Below are 15,872 nucleotides of genomic sequence, written 5' to 3' on the forward strand. Positions count from 1 at the left end.
GGTACCGGGGTTGGTGTGTGCCGCTGCCGCGTTGCTGTTGTACGCAGCGCCGCGGGAGGATGGGAGGGTGACCACCTCGCTGCTCCTGATCGCGGACACCCACGTGCCGACGCGCGCCAGGCGCCTGCCTGCTGACGTGCTGGACGCCGTATCGTCCGTGGACGTCGTGGTGCACGCCGGCGACTGGGTCGATGAGGCGACACTGGATCTGCTCGAATCCCGCGCCTCTGGGTTGTATGGCGTCTTCGGCAACAACGACGGCCCTGAGCTGCGGGCTCGGCTGCCGGAGGTGGCCCGCTTCACGGTCGAGCAGTTCTCGGTGGCGGTCGTGCACGAGACCGGGGCGGCGGGGCGCCGCGAGGAGCGCATGGACGAGGCGTTCGCCGGCGTCGATCTGCTCGTCTTCGGGCACTCGCATATCCCGTGGGACACCGTGTCGCCCGGTGGGATGCGGCTGCTGAACCCCGGCTCCCCCACCGCCCGCCGCCGACAGCCGCGCTGCACCATGATGCTGGTCACGATCGACGGGCGCGACCTCGATGTGCGGCTCGTGACGGTGGATCGGGATCGGTGACGGGCCGGGTTCGTTTCACGATCCTGTCTTGCCGGTGTGGCGCTTTGCTGTCTCGCTGCTTCGCTGTCTCGTGGCGTTACTGCGGGTGGTGGGTCTCGCCGTTCTCGAGCATGGTGAGGATCTTCGCGAGGCGGTTGCCGCGGGTGGTGGCGTTCGACGCGGTCATGAGGCGGTGCAGGATCGCGTAGCGGTTGGCGCCGTTGAGCGTCGAGAACATGGCCGCGGCCTGTTCTGAAGCGGCGAGCGCCGCTGCGAGATCCTCGGGCACCTCGGCTGTCGCTGAGCCGGCGTAGGCGCGATCCCAGCGCCCGTCGGCCTGGGCGCGGTCGATCTCGGCCTGTCCGCGCTCGCGCATGCGCCCCTGCGCGACGAGTTCTTCGACGAGCCCGATGTTGCGCTGCGACCACATCGACGCGCGGCGCCGCGGGGTGAACCGCTGCCGGAAGGTGGCGGCGTCGAGGCTCCCCTTCTGCCCGTCGATCCACCCGCTGCACAGCGCCTCCTCGAGGGCCTGCGCATAGCTGAGTGCGGTCGGCTCGGTCGTCCCCTTCTTCGCGAGCACCAGCCAGACCCCGTCGGAGGTGTGCTCGTTCTCGTCGAGCCAGGCGCGCCAGGCGGCGACATCGAGCAGGATGAGGAGCTCGGGAAGCGGGGTCTGATGTGCGGTCATGCGTCCATCGTAGGGAGTTGGGGAACGACGTGTGAGGGAACCGAGAACCCAAACGATTCTGGCTTCCGGTGCAGCGTGCGACATTCAGTGAGCCCCCTGAGCAAGATGCTGGGAACACCACTCAGCGCGCACCGTGGTTGCTTCTATACACTGCGGCCACGCCTCACTGAGAAGGGAACGCTCATGACTGAGAACGCGGGCAACGCAAACAACAACGACAACAACTGGTACGAGGAGTTCAAGGTCAAGAGCGACGAACTCTTGGCCAAAGTGCGCGAGATCATCGAGGAGGGAAACGCTCGCCGGCTCTACATCAAACGTGAGAGCGGCGAGACGCTCTTCGAGATCCCGCTGACCGCCGGCGTCGCCGTCACGGCCGCGAGCGCCGTGCTCGCCCCGATCCTCGTCGCCGTCGGCGCTGTCGCCGCACTTGCCACGAGCCTCACGATCGGGGTGGAGCGTCCGAAGGATGACGAGGGTGACGACGAGAGCAGTTCGGAATCGGGCGCGGCAGAGTAGTCCGGGAGGTCAGACGGCGGGCAATGAGATCGCACTGGATGGCGCCCTCAAGCAGCGCGAGCGCGATCGAGTCCGACGCGCTCGCGCTCCACTGAACCGCGATCAGTCACGGACGCAGTGGAGGCTCCAGCGGCGCTACCGTGCGGGGCTCTCGCGCCCGGCAGCCGCGCGCCGAAGCCATCACACGTGTTCCTCCAGAGTCTCCACGATCCGCTCGGCCATTCGGTCGGCGCCCGCGTGGTCATCGGCGGTGACGGTGACCACCGCGTCATCGAGGAAGATCAGCAGTTGCCCGTAGGCGCCGTGCAGTCTCCAGGCGCGGCCGGGACCGTCCCAGCCCGCGAGCGCGTAGCGCCGGTATGCGGGTTCCGCCTCGTGCTCGGACCAGTCCGAATGCATCGCCCGCGTCCATCGCGGCGGCACGAGGCTCTTCCCCCGCCAAACGCCCTCATCGCGGATAAGCTGCCCGATCTGGGCGAGCTCCTCGAGGCGCAGGTGCAACCCGCCGCCGGCGACGATCCACCCGTTCGGACAGCGCTCCCACACCGGAGCGTCGATGCCCAGCGGCTCGAACAGCCGCGGGACGAGCCACTCGGGCACGTCGCCGACGACCGCGGTGAGCGCTCGCATGGCGGTGTAGGCGCTCGCATTGGAGTACTGGAAGACCCTGCCACGCGACGGACGTCCGAGGAACTCGCGCGCGAGGTCAGGCCAGTCCGTCATCAGGGTCGGAGACCACGGCAGGTCGATCCCGCTCGTCATGGCGAGCAAGTGCCGCACCGTGACGGCCTCTACCCCCTCGCCGAGTACGAAGTCCGGCAGGTAATCCCCCACCGGAGCGTCGATGTCGAACACCCCCTCGTCCGAGGCAATCCCGGCGGCGAGCACGCAGACACCCTTCGACACCGAGTGGATGTCACGACGCACATCGGCGCTCCAGAGGTGCACCGCAGACTCGTCGCCGATGCTCACCTGGACGCCGTGCGCACCGAACCCGTCCGCTTCGGCGACGCGCACGAGTTCGTCGAGGATCACTTGCGTGCGGGTCATCACCCCATTATGGTGCGCGGGGGCTTGCGCGGAAAGAAACGGCGAGGGACTCGAACCAAGAACAACTGAGGGGTTCTGGCTTTCCGGGCTGCTCCGTGCAAACCTGCTCGATCCGCGTATTCATGCGGTTCTTACGGCACTAGTCTACGGGTTGTCGCGGGTTGATACGAGCTCATCCGGACCCCGTGAGAGGGTTTAGGATCCCGTTTCGGACCCTGCGGGAAGGCTCGTCATGAACGTCAGGGCAGTCGGCGAGACAGCAGGCACATCGGTCGAAACCGTGCTCGGCAAGATCGGCGATGCCGTCACAATGGCAGCCCTCGACTCGGCACTGGCAGACGGGTTGGCCCGTCATCGCGGTGGTACTTCTTCGAAGAGCGCATCGTGAATCCCGACGCAAGTAGCGTGACTCATCGTCCGATCCGAACGACGGCCCCCAGCGTTCTCAGCTGATCATTCATGGATACAATCCGATCACACATGCCGCGGTTGCGTGCGGTTTTTATCCAAACCCGACCGCCTGGCGGTGGTTTTCTTCGGCAGCGGCAGTCACCGCGACGCGGGTCGAACCAATACTGGTCAACAGAAACCACAACAGGTACGCTGTATATGTAACAGATTCTGCTGGCCGGAGGTGCTGATGGACGCCACAACGCTGCCTGATCTGCTGAGCTACGGCGATCTGAGCCTCCAGGGTCTCACTCGGCATGCTCTCGACCGATTGATCGAAACCGGCGAGTTCGAGCGCATCGCCCCCGGACTCTTCCTCCGATCAGGGCTCGCAGACGACACAACGGCAGCCTGGATCGCCATCGCCGCCAAGAGACCCGACGCCACGCTGTGCCTCCTGACGGCGCTGTCGTTGCACGAGCTGACCGACGAGATTCCCACCCGAAGCGACATCGCCATCCCGCGCGGCACACAACCGGTCACCGTGCACCATGCACCGATCGCCTGGCACCGCTTCGACGCGGACACGTTCAGCATCGGCCGCACCGAGCATGCGCTGCCGGCTGGATCTTCCATCGGTCTCTACTCCGCCGAGCGAACCCTCATCGATCTGTTCCGCCTACGTCACGCCTGGGGTAGTGACCTCGCCCTCGGCGCGCTCAAGCAGTGGCTGCGTGGGCGCGGCAACAGCCCCGGTTCGCTACTCACGATGGCCGAGGGCTTCCCGAAGGCGCGCCCCGCGATCCAGCAAGCCTTGGAGGTTCTGCTATGAGCCCAAACCCGCAGCACGGGACTCCAGCGGGCGACGCCACCATCGCCCTCCGAAAACTCGCCCGGCAAACCGGCGGAGATGTGCAGGAGCTGATGACGCTGTACGCACTCGAAGGGCTGCTCGCACGCATTGCGATCTCCGAGTATCGCGATGACTTCGTCCTGAAAGGCGGCGTGCTGCTCGCTGCTTTCGCAGCACGCCGCCCGACGAAGGACATCGATCTGCAGGCAACTCGACTCACCGACGACCCTGACGAGGTCGCCGAGCGCGTCCGCGCCATCGCGAGGCTAGAGCTTGCCGACGGCCTCGTGTTCGATCCCGCGAGCGTCACCGCGACAACGATTCGTGACGAGGACGAGTACGCCGGGGTCCGGGTCAAGCTCATAGCAACGCTCGGCACTGCCCGGCCGACCGTCGGAATGGACGTGAACTTCGGCGACCCCATCTGGCCAGCACCCGAACTGATCGAGCTACCTCGTGTCACCGATCTCGGCCTCCCGTCCGTGACGCTGCTGGGATACCCGTTAACGATGGTGCTCGCTGAAAAGATCGTCACCGCCGTCGACCGCGGCGTCGCCAACACCCGCTGGCGCGACTTCGCTGACGTCTACACGCTCGTCCGACTCCACTCGGTCGACGCTGGCGATCTCCACACATCAATCGAGACCGTCGCCGAGTACCGCAAGGTCACACTCGCACCCCTGTTGCCCACGCTTACACCGATGAACGAACGGTCACAGCAGAAATACCGTGCGTGGCGCATACGATCCCACCGCGAAGGCGAACTACCCACAGCCTTTGCCGACGTACTCGCCGCGGTCGCGGGCTTTGCCGACCCGGTACTGTCCTCTGCAGCAAGAGGGCGATGGAATTACCGCCTCCATGCCTGGGAGTGAGCGGTCGGCGAAAGTTAGGAGGATTCGCGCCACGCAGCGGCTTCCTGCCCTCCGAGGAGCTGTTGCCGCAGCGCCTGATCCAGCAGAGCTTCCCATCGGTCAGGCGGCATCCGATCCCGCATGTCTTCCAACGCCCGTCGAACGGTCGTCGCGGAGACCCCCTCGTAGCGAGTGAGATCCTCATCGGGGACGTCAGGCCGGTTCTCCAGTTCCATCCACTCCGGCAGCGTCCGCCGCACGCGGCGAGGCGTGCCCACACGCACCTTCGGCGGGTTGAGCTGCCCGAGCCCGAGCAGATCGAGCACGGATTCGCGGTGCAAGAACGCGCCTTCCCCGGCAAGCGCCACGGCAATCGTCGGCTCAGTAAACGGGGTCGTCGGCACGTCGCGGTGCGTGTAGACACCCTGCCCGTAACCGCGGAGCGCACCACGGGCTGCGAGCTTCCGCACCTCGACTGCGGGCACGCCAGCATCCTCCGCCTCGGCGATGGTCACCACGCCGTTGCGGATCGCGGCGATCTCCCACAAGTCGCCTCGGTATCCCAACACCTCGCCTCCTTGTCAATATAGTACCATAATCGGTACGCTATTGGCGCCTAGTTGATATACTTAGGGGCGCCAAGCCAGGGCTGCGGGGGTATCCTCTCCACACCGCAAGGATGGTCAACCGCCGATCCCCGAACTCAACTCCTCCAAAATCGGGTCAGGCTCCACTTCCCACATAGGTCGAAGCTCCTTCACATACCGACGTTTCGGCGTCGAGGGATGAGATGCGAGCTTCAGCGAACACATCTGCATCATCCGACCTACCCGGCAGCCGTGACATTTGGGAGGCCAGTTCGATACCTGGGCATGGATCCGCTTGGGTGTCCCCGACAGGAGCTGGATAAGCGCGTCCTCGGGACTCTTCTCGACATATCGGTAGGCTCATTCTCATGGGTAAGGGAGCCAGGCTCAAGCAGGAGCGACGAGAACAACAACCGCCTGAGACCCACGAGCCGCGCGTGCCGGTCGATTGGCCGTACGGTCATGTCGACGTGGATCTGACTGGTGACGATCACGACGAATGCCTGATCGTAACGATTCACGGTGTACGGCATTACCTACACTCGACGACGGCTCATGCGCTCTCTGACCGACTGAACGAGCGAATCGAGGAATGGGACACCTACGCCAAATCAAAGGGGACGCCAGGTGTGCTTCCGCTACCTGGCGATTCCGACGAAGGAAAAGGCGGCCCCTTCGATTCGACCTCGATCGTTGATGACCTGGCCGAAGCGCGTCGGCAATCCCGAGCAATGCTTGACGGATCCGTCCATATGTTCGGACCGCGGGGCGAACTCACGGAAGCACACTTTCCTCTGCTCGGCTTCATCGAGCGGGCACAAGCGTTTTCCCTTGGGGTCATCAACATGGTTGAGGCTGGGAACCCGCTGGCGGGCGCAGCCCTGCTGCGCTCGTTCGCCGAGAACCTTGCCACGGTGTACTACGTGAATCGCCATCCGAATGAACTTTCTAAGTTGCATCCGGGCGCCGAGCACGGGCTTCCAATCGGAAGAGTGATCGCTGAAACTGAAAAATACCTTCCCGGTTACAAGGCGATGTATGGCCAGCTCAGCAAGATGGCTCATCCGACCGGAGCTGGGTCTTTCCGTACCTTGAAGTTCGTTGATGAGCGACAGTTCACTTGGCAGTCACATCCAACATTCATCGACACAGATGAGGCACGAGGCATGCTGGAACTGCTCTCAACATTGAGTGACCTAACGGCCCAGGTCATTGCAGCGTCCGTTCGCGAGCTAGTTGCCGTCCGTGGCGAGGAGTGACGCACCACAGCTCCAGCGAGGGCAAGCGACGGCCTCGTATGTCCGTATCGGCCACTCGCAGAGGGTTAGTATTCAGCGATCCAGCCAGCTATCTCACTGACCTACGGTGCGCGAAACTGCAAGGCAGCGATGAAGAGTGCTAGAAGGGCGGGTTCTCGACCACCGTGCTCTCTTCATAGGGTGCAGCGAGCGGGCTTGCCCAAGCTTCAACAATCGACATGGTACGACTGTTCGGTGCGAACTGCGGCTGGAGGGTGCCCACTGTCACCATTACCGGGATTTGCGCGGCGACGCCGGAGAGTATGCATGTGCCGGTCGGCAGGATCGGCATCGACTCAAATGAGACTCGATCGAGGTACGAAACCGCCTTCTCGATGGCCTTGATGTCCAGATCGTTCACGAGGCGGTGCAGGAAATAGTTGTGAAGCTGGGAAATGATCGTCGGTGAGATGTCATGCGGACGCTGGCTAGCGACCGTCAGAAATACGCCAAACTTTCGCCCCTCCTTGATGATCTCTTCGAAGGTCTCCAGCCGGTAGTCACGCCATGCTTCACTCTCACGGGCTGAGTCAACGGACAGGATGTTGTGCGCTTCGTCGATAATCAGGTTGAGATAGCGATCACCAGCTTGATCCGTCGCCTTCTTCTCTTCATACAAGTGTCGGCACAGAATCATCGGCAAGACCTTGCGCATGTCGAGGTTCACATCGCGCATTGAGATAACCGTCAGGGGCTTCGACACTAGGGAGTCGTCCGAGACGGTTATCAGTCGTTTGATGCCATCGATCCGCTCATCTAGGCGTTTGATCAATGGGCCAATATGTTCACGATTTGCGAATCCATGAATGATGTCACGGTAAAATTGCATTACGAGCTTAAAGCGAACTAGATCGACATCGGTGATCGAGGAAAAATCCTGCGCAACGCCGGAGAATCTAGCTTGTACTACAGCATCCCAGGTGGGATTCGCGGCGTTCGCGTACTCATTCGTCGCCTTCCAGTAGAACGAGTTTGACTGGCCGCTACGGAAATCCAGATTATAGTTCACGTCGTCAATCAGGCTTCGAAAATCAGGAGAGACCGAATCGCCTAGGCACGTAGCAATCTGTTCAAGGAAGTTGATGGGCAGGCGCCTATCAACCGAAGGGTCCGTGTTGTGCGTAGCGTTGATGAAGAGCGCAGCTATCGCTCCCATAAGATCGTCACCGCTTTGGATCAGTTCCTCCCAGTAGTCGTTCCTGAGTACGCGGTTGACAAACGGTGCCTGAGTTTTCTCGGTGGCATCGAGAAGAATGTTCCAGAACGTTGGGTCATGGACTGCCGACTTCGGGAGTGGGACTCGATCTCCTTTGTTGGTTCTGGTTGAGAGCCGGAACTGCGCCTTGAGCTCGTCGCCGATAATCACGGAGGAAGAATCGGTTTCGCCGGAGACGGAGTTGATGTACTCACCGTTGAAATCGATGAGTACAAACCGTGACCGTCCGACGAATCCAGGCTGATCGGCGAACCTACCGAACAACTCGTGATAAAGCTTCGCCAAGGTGTAGGATTTCCCGCTGCCCGTGTTGCCAAAGATTCCGACGTGACTGGCAAAGATCGCATCGACACCAACAACTACCGACTGCGTTGGTTCCATCGCGACTACGCCGAGGGGAATCGACGGAGCAGTGTCAGCGACGAAAGTGTGAATGGCTTTGAACTCGTCTTCACTTAGTATGAAACACTCATTGTCGAGAAGCGGCATCTCGCGGACACCACGGCGGAACTCGCCGTTCTCGAAGTATCCGACGAGGCTGACTTCCAATTCCCGCGTCAAACGGTCGACGTTCCGCTTATAGTCACGTGAAGCTCCGCCGTCTTCCTCGACGCGCTCACCATCAACGGAGGCGACTAGTTCGACAAATCCCTTGGCGATCTTGACGAAACTACCGACTGCGACGTTGCGGACGATCTCACCCCGATACAGGAGATGCGAACTGTTCTTGAGCTTGTCAACGACGATCCGAACTCGTCGCCCTTCAACCGACCTAACCCGGCCGATACTGAATACGGCATCTCGCTTGAGCGTGTCGTCCTCGTCAAGCATCGTTCGATGTTCCAGCGGTCGTGCCGAGCTTCAGCTCGATGATGTGGTCAGCGGACGGCACCTTCTCGTCGAGCACACGCTCAAGGAGGTCGGATACCACAACGTCAAGAGAAAGTTTGCGCTCAGTATCCCCCTCAGATGGAACACCGGGCTGAATCAGGAGGACGTTGCCGTTCTTGACTCGCTCAGGCGGGAACAGCACGCTGATTTCGGCATGCGCCTTGCGGCTGTAGCAAAACACGACAACTTGAAGAGTCGGATTGGTGGCGGCCGCACGAAGCACAAGGTCGAGTAGGTGCTCATCGCGGAAGGAGAAGCCATGCACAAAGAGCGCAGCGTTCTCCTTCTCTAGCTCATTCGCGAAACGCCGAATCAATTCGTAGTAGGTTTTGTTGAGGACGGTACTCGCAAACTTCGTCTTTTCAGGGTTCACGATCTGCAGATGTCGGTACCCGGAGGCAAACTTCTTCGCGGCAGCATCATAGCTTCTGCCATCCGCAGCCGCCTTCAACTTCTCCGTGTCGACATCGTCTGCTGTCGTTACAGTAAGAAGGGAGGTTTTCGCTGACTCGAATGCAGATTTAACCTCTTGAACAAGCTCAAGACGGTGATCGAAGTGGATCTCATCGTTCTCTCCACGCCATCCCGCCGAGCCGTGGATCTTGAAGAGGTTGACAGTTGGAATCTCCGATCGGTACTCGAAACGTGCACCCTGGCGGAAACGCAGCGTATTGTATGCGCCGAGGTCGAGGCGCGGACGAAGCTTCCCCGTGAAGCCGTCGTTCGTGTCGATCTCTAGAAGTTCAAGCGCCATTTCGGTTGCCATGTCGACATTCGTCGTGAACAGGTTGACCTGCTTGCCCAGCAACGTACTGCGACGCTTCAGGAGGATTCGGTTCAGTGCCGCAACAAAGCGCCCATAGGACTTGATCACCGACTGGGCGTCAGGATCGCTCGCGGCATCCAACAACCGAAGATTCGGCACCATCACCTTCTCGAAAAAGTAGCCCTGCACTGATGCGCGGGCCAGTCGAATCTCATCGCCTGGGCCTTTCAGCTCAGTGAGTACCTTCTCCACATCACCCAAGGGTGCAAGGAACGGCGCGGAAGTTCCTGCGCCGATCAAGAAGTTGAGATGTGCGTCCTGGATAATTGTGCGGAGTCGCTCGATTGGCAGGCCCTCGATCGTCGGCCTGGTCGTAGGCGAGGAAGTGGTGACTCGTAGTTCACTGCTCATGGTTAAGCGGCCTCCTCTCGCGCGAACAGCTCCGCCTGCTCGATCACTAGCTCGATAGCTTTGGCCTCCGCATCTGGCGGGTAGTCGTACTTGGCGAGCAGACGCCGCACCTTCGATCGCATCGAAGCACGAACACTCTCCTTCTGGTCCCAGTCGATAACAACGCTGGTGCGGACGGCCCAGACGAGGTCGACGGCGATCTTCTTGAGGGTGTCGTCGCCCATCTCCATCACAGCAGCGTCGCTCTGCACGATTGCGTCATACAGTGCGATCTCAGCCGCGGACAGTCCCAGCTCCTCGTGCCGCTTCTGGTCATCGCGCATCTGTTTGGCGAGCTTCACCAACTCCGCGATGATCTCCGCCGTCGTCAGCGATCGGTTCGTGTACCTGTTGATCGCCTCGTCTAGCAGTTCTGAGAACTTCCGCGCCTGTACGAGGTTGGTGCGCTGGACGGTGCGGATCTGGTCATTGAGAAGACGCCGCAGCAGCCCTACCTGGAGGTTTGGCTTGTCCTTCTCCGCGAGGGAGTCGAGGAACTCGTCGCTGAGGATTGACAGCTCCGGTGTCTCGACGCCAGCGAGCTTGTAGATGTCGACAACCTGGTCAGCAGCGACTGCCTCGTTGAGCAACTGCCCGAGCGCCGTGTCGATCTCGACTGCCCCGGAGCCTCCACGCCCCGAGTCGGGGTTCTGGATCTTCAGGATCGCCGCACGTACGTCGGTGAACAAGCGAACGTCATCACGGATCGCGGCAGCCTCGTCACGGGCACCAGCCAGCGCGAATGCCTTGGCGAGCGCGAGCACCTGGTCGTTGAAGCGCTTGGTGCGGTCGGGGTCGGCCATGACGAAGTCGAGCACCTTGGCGTACTCCGTCAGGCGCTGCGAGGCGGTGAGCGAGGGCGAGGAGTTGTAATCAACGCCGTGAAGCAGCCCGCGGATGATGTCGTGTTTCTCCAGCATGACGGCGACCATCTCGTCGATCGGTACGCCTGCCTGGTCACGGTCGGAGGGTGAGTACTCCTGGAGCGCCGCCTGGAGGTTCGCGAACACGCCGATGTAGTCGACGATCAGTCCACCGGGCTTGTCGCGGAAGGTGCGGTTGACCCGGGCGATGGCCTGCATGAGCCCGGCGCTCTGCATGGTCTTATCGACGTACATCGTGTGCATCGACGGAGCGTCGAAGCCGGTCAGCCACATATCGCGGACGATCACCAGCTCGAGCTCATCATCGGGGTTCTTCGCCCGGAGCTTGAGGTCTTTGCGGACGTCCTTGGAGTGGATGTGCGGCTGGAACTCGGCCGGGTCGGCCGCTGAGCCGGTCATGACGACCTTGATCTTGCCCTTGTCCGGGTCGTCAGAATGCCAATCGGGGCGGAGAGCGACGATCTTCTCGTAGAGCCGCACCGCGATGCGGCGGCTCATCGTGACGATCATGCCCTTACCGAACAGCGCCTCGCGCCGCTTCTCCCAGTGCTCGACGATGTCCCGGGCGATCAGCTCAAGACGGGAGTCAGCGCCGACGATCGCTTCCAGGCGCGACCAGCGGGACTTCGCCGCCGTAGCGGCATCCTCCTCGACGGTCTCGGTGATCTCATCCGCCAGCTCGTCGAGCGCGGCAAGGTCATCGTCGGACAGATCGATCTTCGCTAGGCGCGACTCGTAGAAGATCTTCACCGTCGCGCCGTCCTCGACCGCACGCGTGAGGTCGTAGACGTCGACGTAGTCACCGAACACCGAGCGGGTAGACTTGTCGTTCGACTCGATCGGTGTACCGGTGAAGCCGAGGTAGGTGGCGCCGGGCAAAGCATCTCGCATGTGCTTCGCCAAACCTGAGCGCAAGCGTCCGTGACGATCCAGCGTCTCTCCGAAGCCGTACTGGCTTCGATGCGCTTCGTCGGCCACGACGACGACGTTGCGACGATCCGTCAGCACTGGGTTGGCATCGCCATCCTCACCAGGAGCGAACTTCTGCAGCGTCGTAAGAACGATGCCACCCGACGCGCGCTTCAACTTCGTCCGCAGGTCAGTACGTGTCGCGGCCTGCACCGGGGTCTCCGGCAGGATACGGGCAGGGGCGAATGTCTCCCCGAACAGCTGGTCGTCCAAGTCGTTGCGGTCGGTAATGAACACCAGCGTCGGATTCGCCATCCGAGGGTCGCGCATGATCTTCGCGGCATAGAACACCATCTCGAAGCTCTTGCCCGATCCTTGGGTGTGCCAGACCACACCACCACGACGGTCACCATCCGGCCGGGACGCCTGCACAGTCGACTCGACAGCCGCATTCACCGCCCAGTACTGGTGGTACTTCGCCACACGCTTCACCAGCACCCTCGTCGGCTGCCCGGTGGCCTTGTCCGTCGCCGTCTCGTCGCTGAACACGACGAAGTTCTGGACGATGTCAAGGAACCGCTTCGGCTCAAACACTCCCTTGATCAGCACCTCAAGGGCGGGGCGGTCGCTCACAACCTCGCGCCCCTCGATCGTTTTCCACGGGGCATAGTGCTCGAACGCCCCCGCATAGCTGCTCATCGCGGCCGACGTTCCATCGGAGATGACGGTTACGGCGTTCGGCACGAACACCGACGGGATGTCCTGCCGGTATGTCTGCACCTGGTTCCACGCCGACTTCAGCGTCGCGTGCTCCGCTGCTGGGTTCTTCAGCTCCAGCAGTGCCAGCGGCAGGCCGTTGACCAGGACCAGGACATCGGGCCGGCGGTTCTTGCCGTTCTCGACGATCGTGAACTGGTTGATCGCCACCCAGTCGTTGTTCTCCGGCTGCTCGAAGTCGACCAGCCACAACCTGGTCGTGCGCAGCGCACCGTCGGCATCGCGATGTTCGACGGGCACGCCCTCTGTGATGAGCTGATGCAGCCGGTAGTTCTCGTCAATCGGGCTCTGCGACTCCGCGCGCCGCACCCGCTTGATCGCCTCGTCGACAAGGGCAGGGGAAGTCCCCGGATTGATCCGCCTGATCGCAGCACGAAGCCGGCCCCAGAGCAACACCTCCTCGTAGGAGTCGCGCTCCGCTCCAGGCTCGCCAGGAGCGATGTCCGGACCGTGCACGGTGCGGTAGCCCAGCTCGGCGAAGTACTCCAGCGCCGCCAGCTCGACGGTGTTCTCGTTGAACGCGCTCACGATGCAACCTCCAACGTCGATTCATCCACCCAGCGCGCCAGCACGCTGAGCGCGGCCAAATACTCCAGCGCCTGCTGCTCCGGCATCTCCTGGTCAGCCTCATGAGCAAGCGGATTACGGATACCGGCAAACACACCCTCGGCGAACATGCGAGCCCCACGCTGCACGGACTTGAAGGTCTTGCTGCCGTCATCCGGCATACGGTGCAGACGCGGATTCTTCGCAGCGGCGGGCTGTTCGCTGAACGCCTGGTTGAAGAGATCCGTCTCGCTCACATCGCGGCGACCGAGCTTGTTCTGCGTTTCCGCATTCAGCTTCCGAATCGAACCCTCGACAGCCTCACGGAAATGCCCCGAGTGCCACAACGACGAAGCACCGCCCCAGACCCACGGATGCAGGTTCGCAGCCGACAACTCCGGAGCATCGTCGCCAAGATTCTTGCGGATCTCCTCCTGACGCTCCAGCTCCGCCTTGGCACGAATAGCCGCCTCGCGATGCCGCGTCCAGCGGTTGCTCTTACGCAGCTCAATCTCGGTGCGCCAGTTGGGGACAACCCGATCGAGGATCTTCTCGATCACCTGCGCCTGCTTGGTGACCTCGGTGTCCGGCACCGCAGTGCTCGAAGCGTGAGTGATGTAAGTGACACCGTTCCGACTGCCGCTGTTGTTGGTGAGCACGGTCTGCGAAATGAACTTGTCCAGCTCCCCGAGAGCCCACTCAACATTCATCCCCGTCATGCTGCGACTCCTTCGGCGGGGACGCGGATGCGGCCGGAGAGTAGCTCGGGAAGTAGCGCGTCGCGGAGGGCGGTGAGACGGCGGGACTCGAACGTCAACTGCTCAAGACGGTCGATTAGCGGAGCCACACGCTCTGATAGCTCGGCTCGTTCGGTGGGCCTCAGGACCGGAACCTGCCACGCTGCGAGGTCTTTCCATGAGGCGCGAGGCATTCGCGTCCCAGTGGAACCGGCTGACAAGGAATCGATCAACGCATCGGATGCCGCGACGACCGCTATCAAGGCGAGGTCGCGAGGGTCCTTCGGTCGAACCGCGAGAATGTCAGTTGAACAGACGCCATTGACCGGGGCGATACCCACTTTTTTGAAGTATGGACGCAGCTTGCCGAAGAGGACGTCTCCTCGCTGGAAAGCAGTCTTGTTGCTCCCTAGCCCTTCAGCTTTCTCCCACTCCGTCAGGAAGATCGATCCTCGAGGCATGTGCTCGAGGCCGATGTAGTTGTCGTCTGCGCTAATCTCCTCCACCTTCACCGGCGCCTTCACGAGCCTGCAGTAATCGCCTAGAGTGCCGTCCGCACCCTCGGAGGCATCGAGCGCAGACTCAACGAGAGCGCGAATAAGAGACTCCCCGACGGCCGTTACTCGTCGGTTCGACTCGACCTTGTCGTCGAGAGCGCCGAGCGTCGCGGCGATGGCGCGTTGCTCCGCCAGCGACGGAACCGGAATCGGAATCGAGCGCAACGACGACAGCGGCTGCCCGATCCCTGGCGTGCCAACCGTTGACGCACGCATGAGCAACTGCGCACGCCCGCTGCTGGTGCGGAAGTAGTAGTAGACAAACTGTGGGTCCATACGTGCTCGATCCACCCGAAGCTTCATCAAGCTCGTCGAAAGCATCATCTTTGTGCTCGCGTCGCCCTGGATGAGTCCTACTTCACCGATTGCACCTCGATGAGGAAAGACGAGGTCACCTTCTCGCAGAATGCATCCCGGCATTGAATCCGCGAACTCATCGGTGATGTAGACGAAGTCACCGGACGGGCTACGCGATTTGACGATGTTGTTGCCCCGGACGACCGGGACTCCCTGCGGCACGTAGCTGTCCGCCTTCATCCGCGATCCAAAGGGGCCGATCGCGATCGAGCGCGCTTCTGGCGCTGCGATATCTCCGACGGTCAGGATCGGCCAGTTCATCACTTGAGACCTCTCAGCCGCCGACGGATTCCGTCTTCCAGCTCGCGTCCGCGTTCGAACTCGGCGAACAGCTCCTTCGTGAGGCGCTCGATCTTCTCGTCGATCGGTTCGTCGTCTGCTTCGACCTCGGCGGTGCCGACGTATCGGCCCGGTGTGAGCGCGTAATCGTGCTTGGCAATCTCTTCTAGCGAGGCGGCCTTCGCGAAGCCCGGTATGTCCTCGTAACCGCCGTCGTGGTTGCGCCAGGCGTGGTAGGTGCCGGCGATCTTCGCAATGTCGTCGTCGGTCAGTACGCGCAGGCGACGAGTCTCCATCGTGCCGAGCTTGCGTGCGTCGATGAACAGTACTTCATCGCGCCGCTCGCGATGCCCGTTGCCGTCACGACCTTTTGAGACGAACCAGAGAGAGACGGGGATGCCGGTGTTGAAGAAGAGCCTGTCGGGCATCGCCACGATGCAGTCCACCAGACCCACCTCGACGAGCTTCCGCCGGATCTCACCCTCACCACCGCTCTTGGAGGACAGCGAGCCATTTGCGAGCACAAAGCCCGCGGTGCCGTTCGGCGCGAGGTGGTGGATGAAGTGCTGTACCCACGCGAAGTTCGCGTTCCCCTGCGGCGGTGTGCCGTATTTCCAGCGAGGATCATCCGCGAGCTTCGCGTCCCACCAGTCCGAGACGTTGAACGGCGGGTTGGCGATCACGAAATCAGCGCGCAGGTCAGGGTGC

The 15,872-nt window shown here is 62.0% G+C and carries 15 protein-coding genes; 6 read left to right on the forward strand and 9 right to left on the reverse strand.

Annotation, left to right across the window (positions count from 1 at the left end):
• Positions 1-67: 67 nt before the first annotated feature.
• Positions 68-574, forward strand: a complete 507-nt coding sequence (locus ACWKZU_RS02485; RefSeq protein ID WP_449280811.1) for a metallophosphoesterase family protein — start codon at positions 68-70, stop codon at positions 572-574.
• A gap of 76 nt (positions 575-650) precedes the next feature.
• Here ACWKZU_RS02485 and ACWKZU_RS02490 read toward each other — a convergent pair whose 3' ends face one another.
• Complete coding sequence (locus ACWKZU_RS02490) at positions 651-1,244, reverse strand: YdeI/OmpD-associated family protein (RefSeq protein ID WP_449280812.1); 594 nt, start codon at positions 1,242-1,244, stop codon at positions 651-653.
• A gap of 183 nt (positions 1,245-1,427) precedes the next feature.
• Between ACWKZU_RS02490 and ACWKZU_RS02495 the strand changes: the two genes are divergently transcribed.
• Positions 1,428-1,763, forward strand: coding sequence for a DUF4342 domain-containing protein (locus tag ACWKZU_RS02495; protein WP_449280813.1), 336 nt, complete (start codon positions 1,428-1,430; stop codon positions 1,761-1,763).
• A 180-nt stretch (positions 1,764-1,943) separates the two neighbouring features.
• Here the strand turns inward: ACWKZU_RS02495 and ACWKZU_RS02500 are convergent, their stop codons facing one another.
• Positions 1,944-2,813 carry a serine hydrolase domain-containing protein gene (locus ACWKZU_RS02500; protein ID WP_449280814.1) on the reverse strand — a complete coding sequence of 290 codons (870 nt, stop codon included), beginning with the start codon at positions 2,811-2,813 and terminating at the stop codon, positions 1,944-1,946.
• A 232-nt stretch (positions 2,814-3,045) separates the two neighbouring features.
• Here ACWKZU_RS02500 and ACWKZU_RS02505 point away from each other — a divergent pair, with 232 nt between their 5' ends.
• The 3 genes from ACWKZU_RS02505 (at position 3,046) to ACWKZU_RS02515 (ending at position 4,931) form a co-directional block, all read left to right on the forward strand.
• A complete protein-coding gene (locus tag ACWKZU_RS02505; protein WP_449280815.1) occupies positions 3,046-3,201 on the forward strand; it encodes a hypothetical protein in 156 nt (51 codons plus the stop codon).
• A 252-nt stretch (positions 3,202-3,453) separates the two neighbouring features.
• The gene (locus tag ACWKZU_RS02510; RefSeq protein WP_449280816.1) at positions 3,454-4,035 is read left to right on the forward strand and encodes a type IV toxin-antitoxin system AbiEi family antitoxin domain-containing protein; all 582 of its coding nucleotides are present in this window, start codon (positions 3,454-3,456) and stop codon (positions 4,033-4,035) included.
• Positions 4,032-4,931 (forward strand): nucleotidyl transferase AbiEii/AbiGii toxin family protein, encoded by a 900-nt coding sequence (locus ACWKZU_RS02515; RefSeq protein WP_449280817.1) that lies wholly within the window; start codon positions 4,032-4,034, stop codon positions 4,929-4,931. The genes ACWKZU_RS02510 and ACWKZU_RS02515 overlap by 4 nt, the downstream gene beginning before the upstream one ends.
• Positions 4,932-4,945: 14 nt before the next feature.
• Here ACWKZU_RS02515 and ACWKZU_RS02520 read toward each other — a convergent pair whose 3' ends face one another.
• Positions 4,946-5,479: a type IV toxin-antitoxin system AbiEi family antitoxin domain-containing protein gene (locus ACWKZU_RS02520; protein WP_449280818.1), complete on the reverse strand. Its 534-nt coding sequence runs from the start codon at positions 5,477-5,479 to the stop codon at positions 4,946-4,948.
• A 386-nt stretch (positions 5,480-5,865) separates the two neighbouring features.
• On the opposite strand from ACWKZU_RS02520, the gene ACWKZU_RS02525 reads away from it, so the two are divergent.
• A complete protein-coding gene (locus ACWKZU_RS02525; RefSeq protein ID WP_449280819.1) occupies positions 5,866-6,756 on the forward strand; it encodes a hypothetical protein in 891 nt (296 codons plus the stop codon).
• Between the two features lie 139 nt (positions 6,757-6,895).
• Here the strand turns inward: ACWKZU_RS02525 and ACWKZU_RS02530 are convergent, their stop codons facing one another.
• From ACWKZU_RS02530 to ACWKZU_RS02555, 6 genes are all read right to left on the reverse strand, one after another.
• Complete coding sequence (locus ACWKZU_RS02530; RefSeq protein ID WP_449280820.1) at positions 6,896-8,842, reverse strand: ATP-binding protein; 1,947 nt, start codon at positions 8,840-8,842, stop codon at positions 6,896-6,898.
• Positions 8,835-10,079 (reverse strand): hypothetical protein, encoded by a 1,245-nt coding sequence (locus tag ACWKZU_RS02535; protein WP_449280821.1) that lies wholly within the window; start codon positions 10,077-10,079, stop codon positions 8,835-8,837. The genes ACWKZU_RS02530 and ACWKZU_RS02535 overlap by 8 nt, the downstream gene beginning before the upstream one ends.
• 2 nt (positions 10,080-10,081) lie before the next feature.
• Positions 10,082-13,216 carry a type I restriction endonuclease subunit R gene (locus ACWKZU_RS02540; protein WP_449280822.1) on the reverse strand — a complete coding sequence of 1,045 codons (3,135 nt, stop codon included), beginning with the start codon at positions 13,214-13,216 and terminating at the stop codon, positions 10,082-10,084.
• Positions 13,213-13,953, reverse strand: a complete 741-nt coding sequence (locus ACWKZU_RS02545) for a TIGR02391 family protein (protein WP_449280823.1) — start codon at positions 13,951-13,953, stop codon at positions 13,213-13,215. The genes ACWKZU_RS02540 and ACWKZU_RS02545 overlap by 4 nt, the downstream gene beginning before the upstream one ends.
• Positions 13,950-15,146: a restriction endonuclease subunit S gene (locus ACWKZU_RS02550; RefSeq protein ID WP_449280824.1), complete on the reverse strand. Its 1,197-nt coding sequence runs from the start codon at positions 15,144-15,146 to the stop codon at positions 13,950-13,952. The genes ACWKZU_RS02545 and ACWKZU_RS02550 overlap by 4 nt, the downstream gene beginning before the upstream one ends.
• Positions 15,146-15,872 (reverse strand): N-6 DNA methylase (locus ACWKZU_RS02555; protein ID WP_449280825.1); only part of this gene is annotated, 727 nt, incomplete at its 5' end. The genes ACWKZU_RS02555 and ACWKZU_RS02550, both read right to left, overlap by 1 nt.

It is taken from the genome of Leucobacter sp., from assembly GCF_053528595.1.

Excerpts from the sequence above, each read along its gene's own strand:
- ACWKZU_RS02525 (WP_449280819.1), top strand. The coding sequence starts at position 5,866 with ATGGGTAAGGGAGCCAGGCTCAAGCAGGAGCGACGAGAACAACAACCG.
- ACWKZU_RS02505 (WP_449280815.1), top strand. The coding sequence starts at position 3,046 with ATGAACGTCAGGGCAGTCGGCGAGACAGCAGGCACATCGGTCGAAACC.
- ACWKZU_RS02500 (WP_449280814.1), bottom strand. The coding sequence starts at position 2,813 with ATGACCCGCACGCAAGTGATCCTCGACGAACTCGTGCGCGTCGCCGAA.
- ACWKZU_RS02545 (WP_449280823.1), bottom strand. The coding sequence starts at position 13,953 with ATGACGGGGATGAATGTTGAGTGGGCTCTCGGGGAGCTGGACAAGTTC.
- ACWKZU_RS02495 (WP_449280813.1), top strand. The coding sequence starts at position 1,428 with ATGACTGAGAACGCGGGCAACGCAAACAACAACGACAACAACTGGTAC.
- ACWKZU_RS02535 (WP_449280821.1), bottom strand. The coding sequence starts at position 10,079 with ATGAGCAGTGAACTACGAGTCACCACTTCCTCGCCTACGACCAGGCCG.
- ACWKZU_RS02515 (WP_449280817.1), top strand. The coding sequence starts at position 4,032 with ATGAGCCCAAACCCGCAGCACGGGACTCCAGCGGGCGACGCCACCATC.
- ACWKZU_RS02530 (WP_449280820.1), bottom strand. The coding sequence starts at position 8,842 with ATGCTTGACGAGGACGACACGCTCAAGCGAGATGCCGTATTCAGTATC.
- ACWKZU_RS02490 (WP_449280812.1), bottom strand. The coding sequence starts at position 1,244 with ATGACCGCACATCAGACCCCGCTTCCCGAGCTCCTCATCCTGCTCGAT.
- ACWKZU_RS02550 (WP_449280824.1), bottom strand. The coding sequence starts at position 15,146 with ATGAACTGGCCGATCCTGACCGTCGGAGATATCGCAGCGCCAGAAGCG.
- ACWKZU_RS02510 (WP_449280816.1), top strand. The coding sequence starts at position 3,454 with ATGGACGCCACAACGCTGCCTGATCTGCTGAGCTACGGCGATCTGAGC.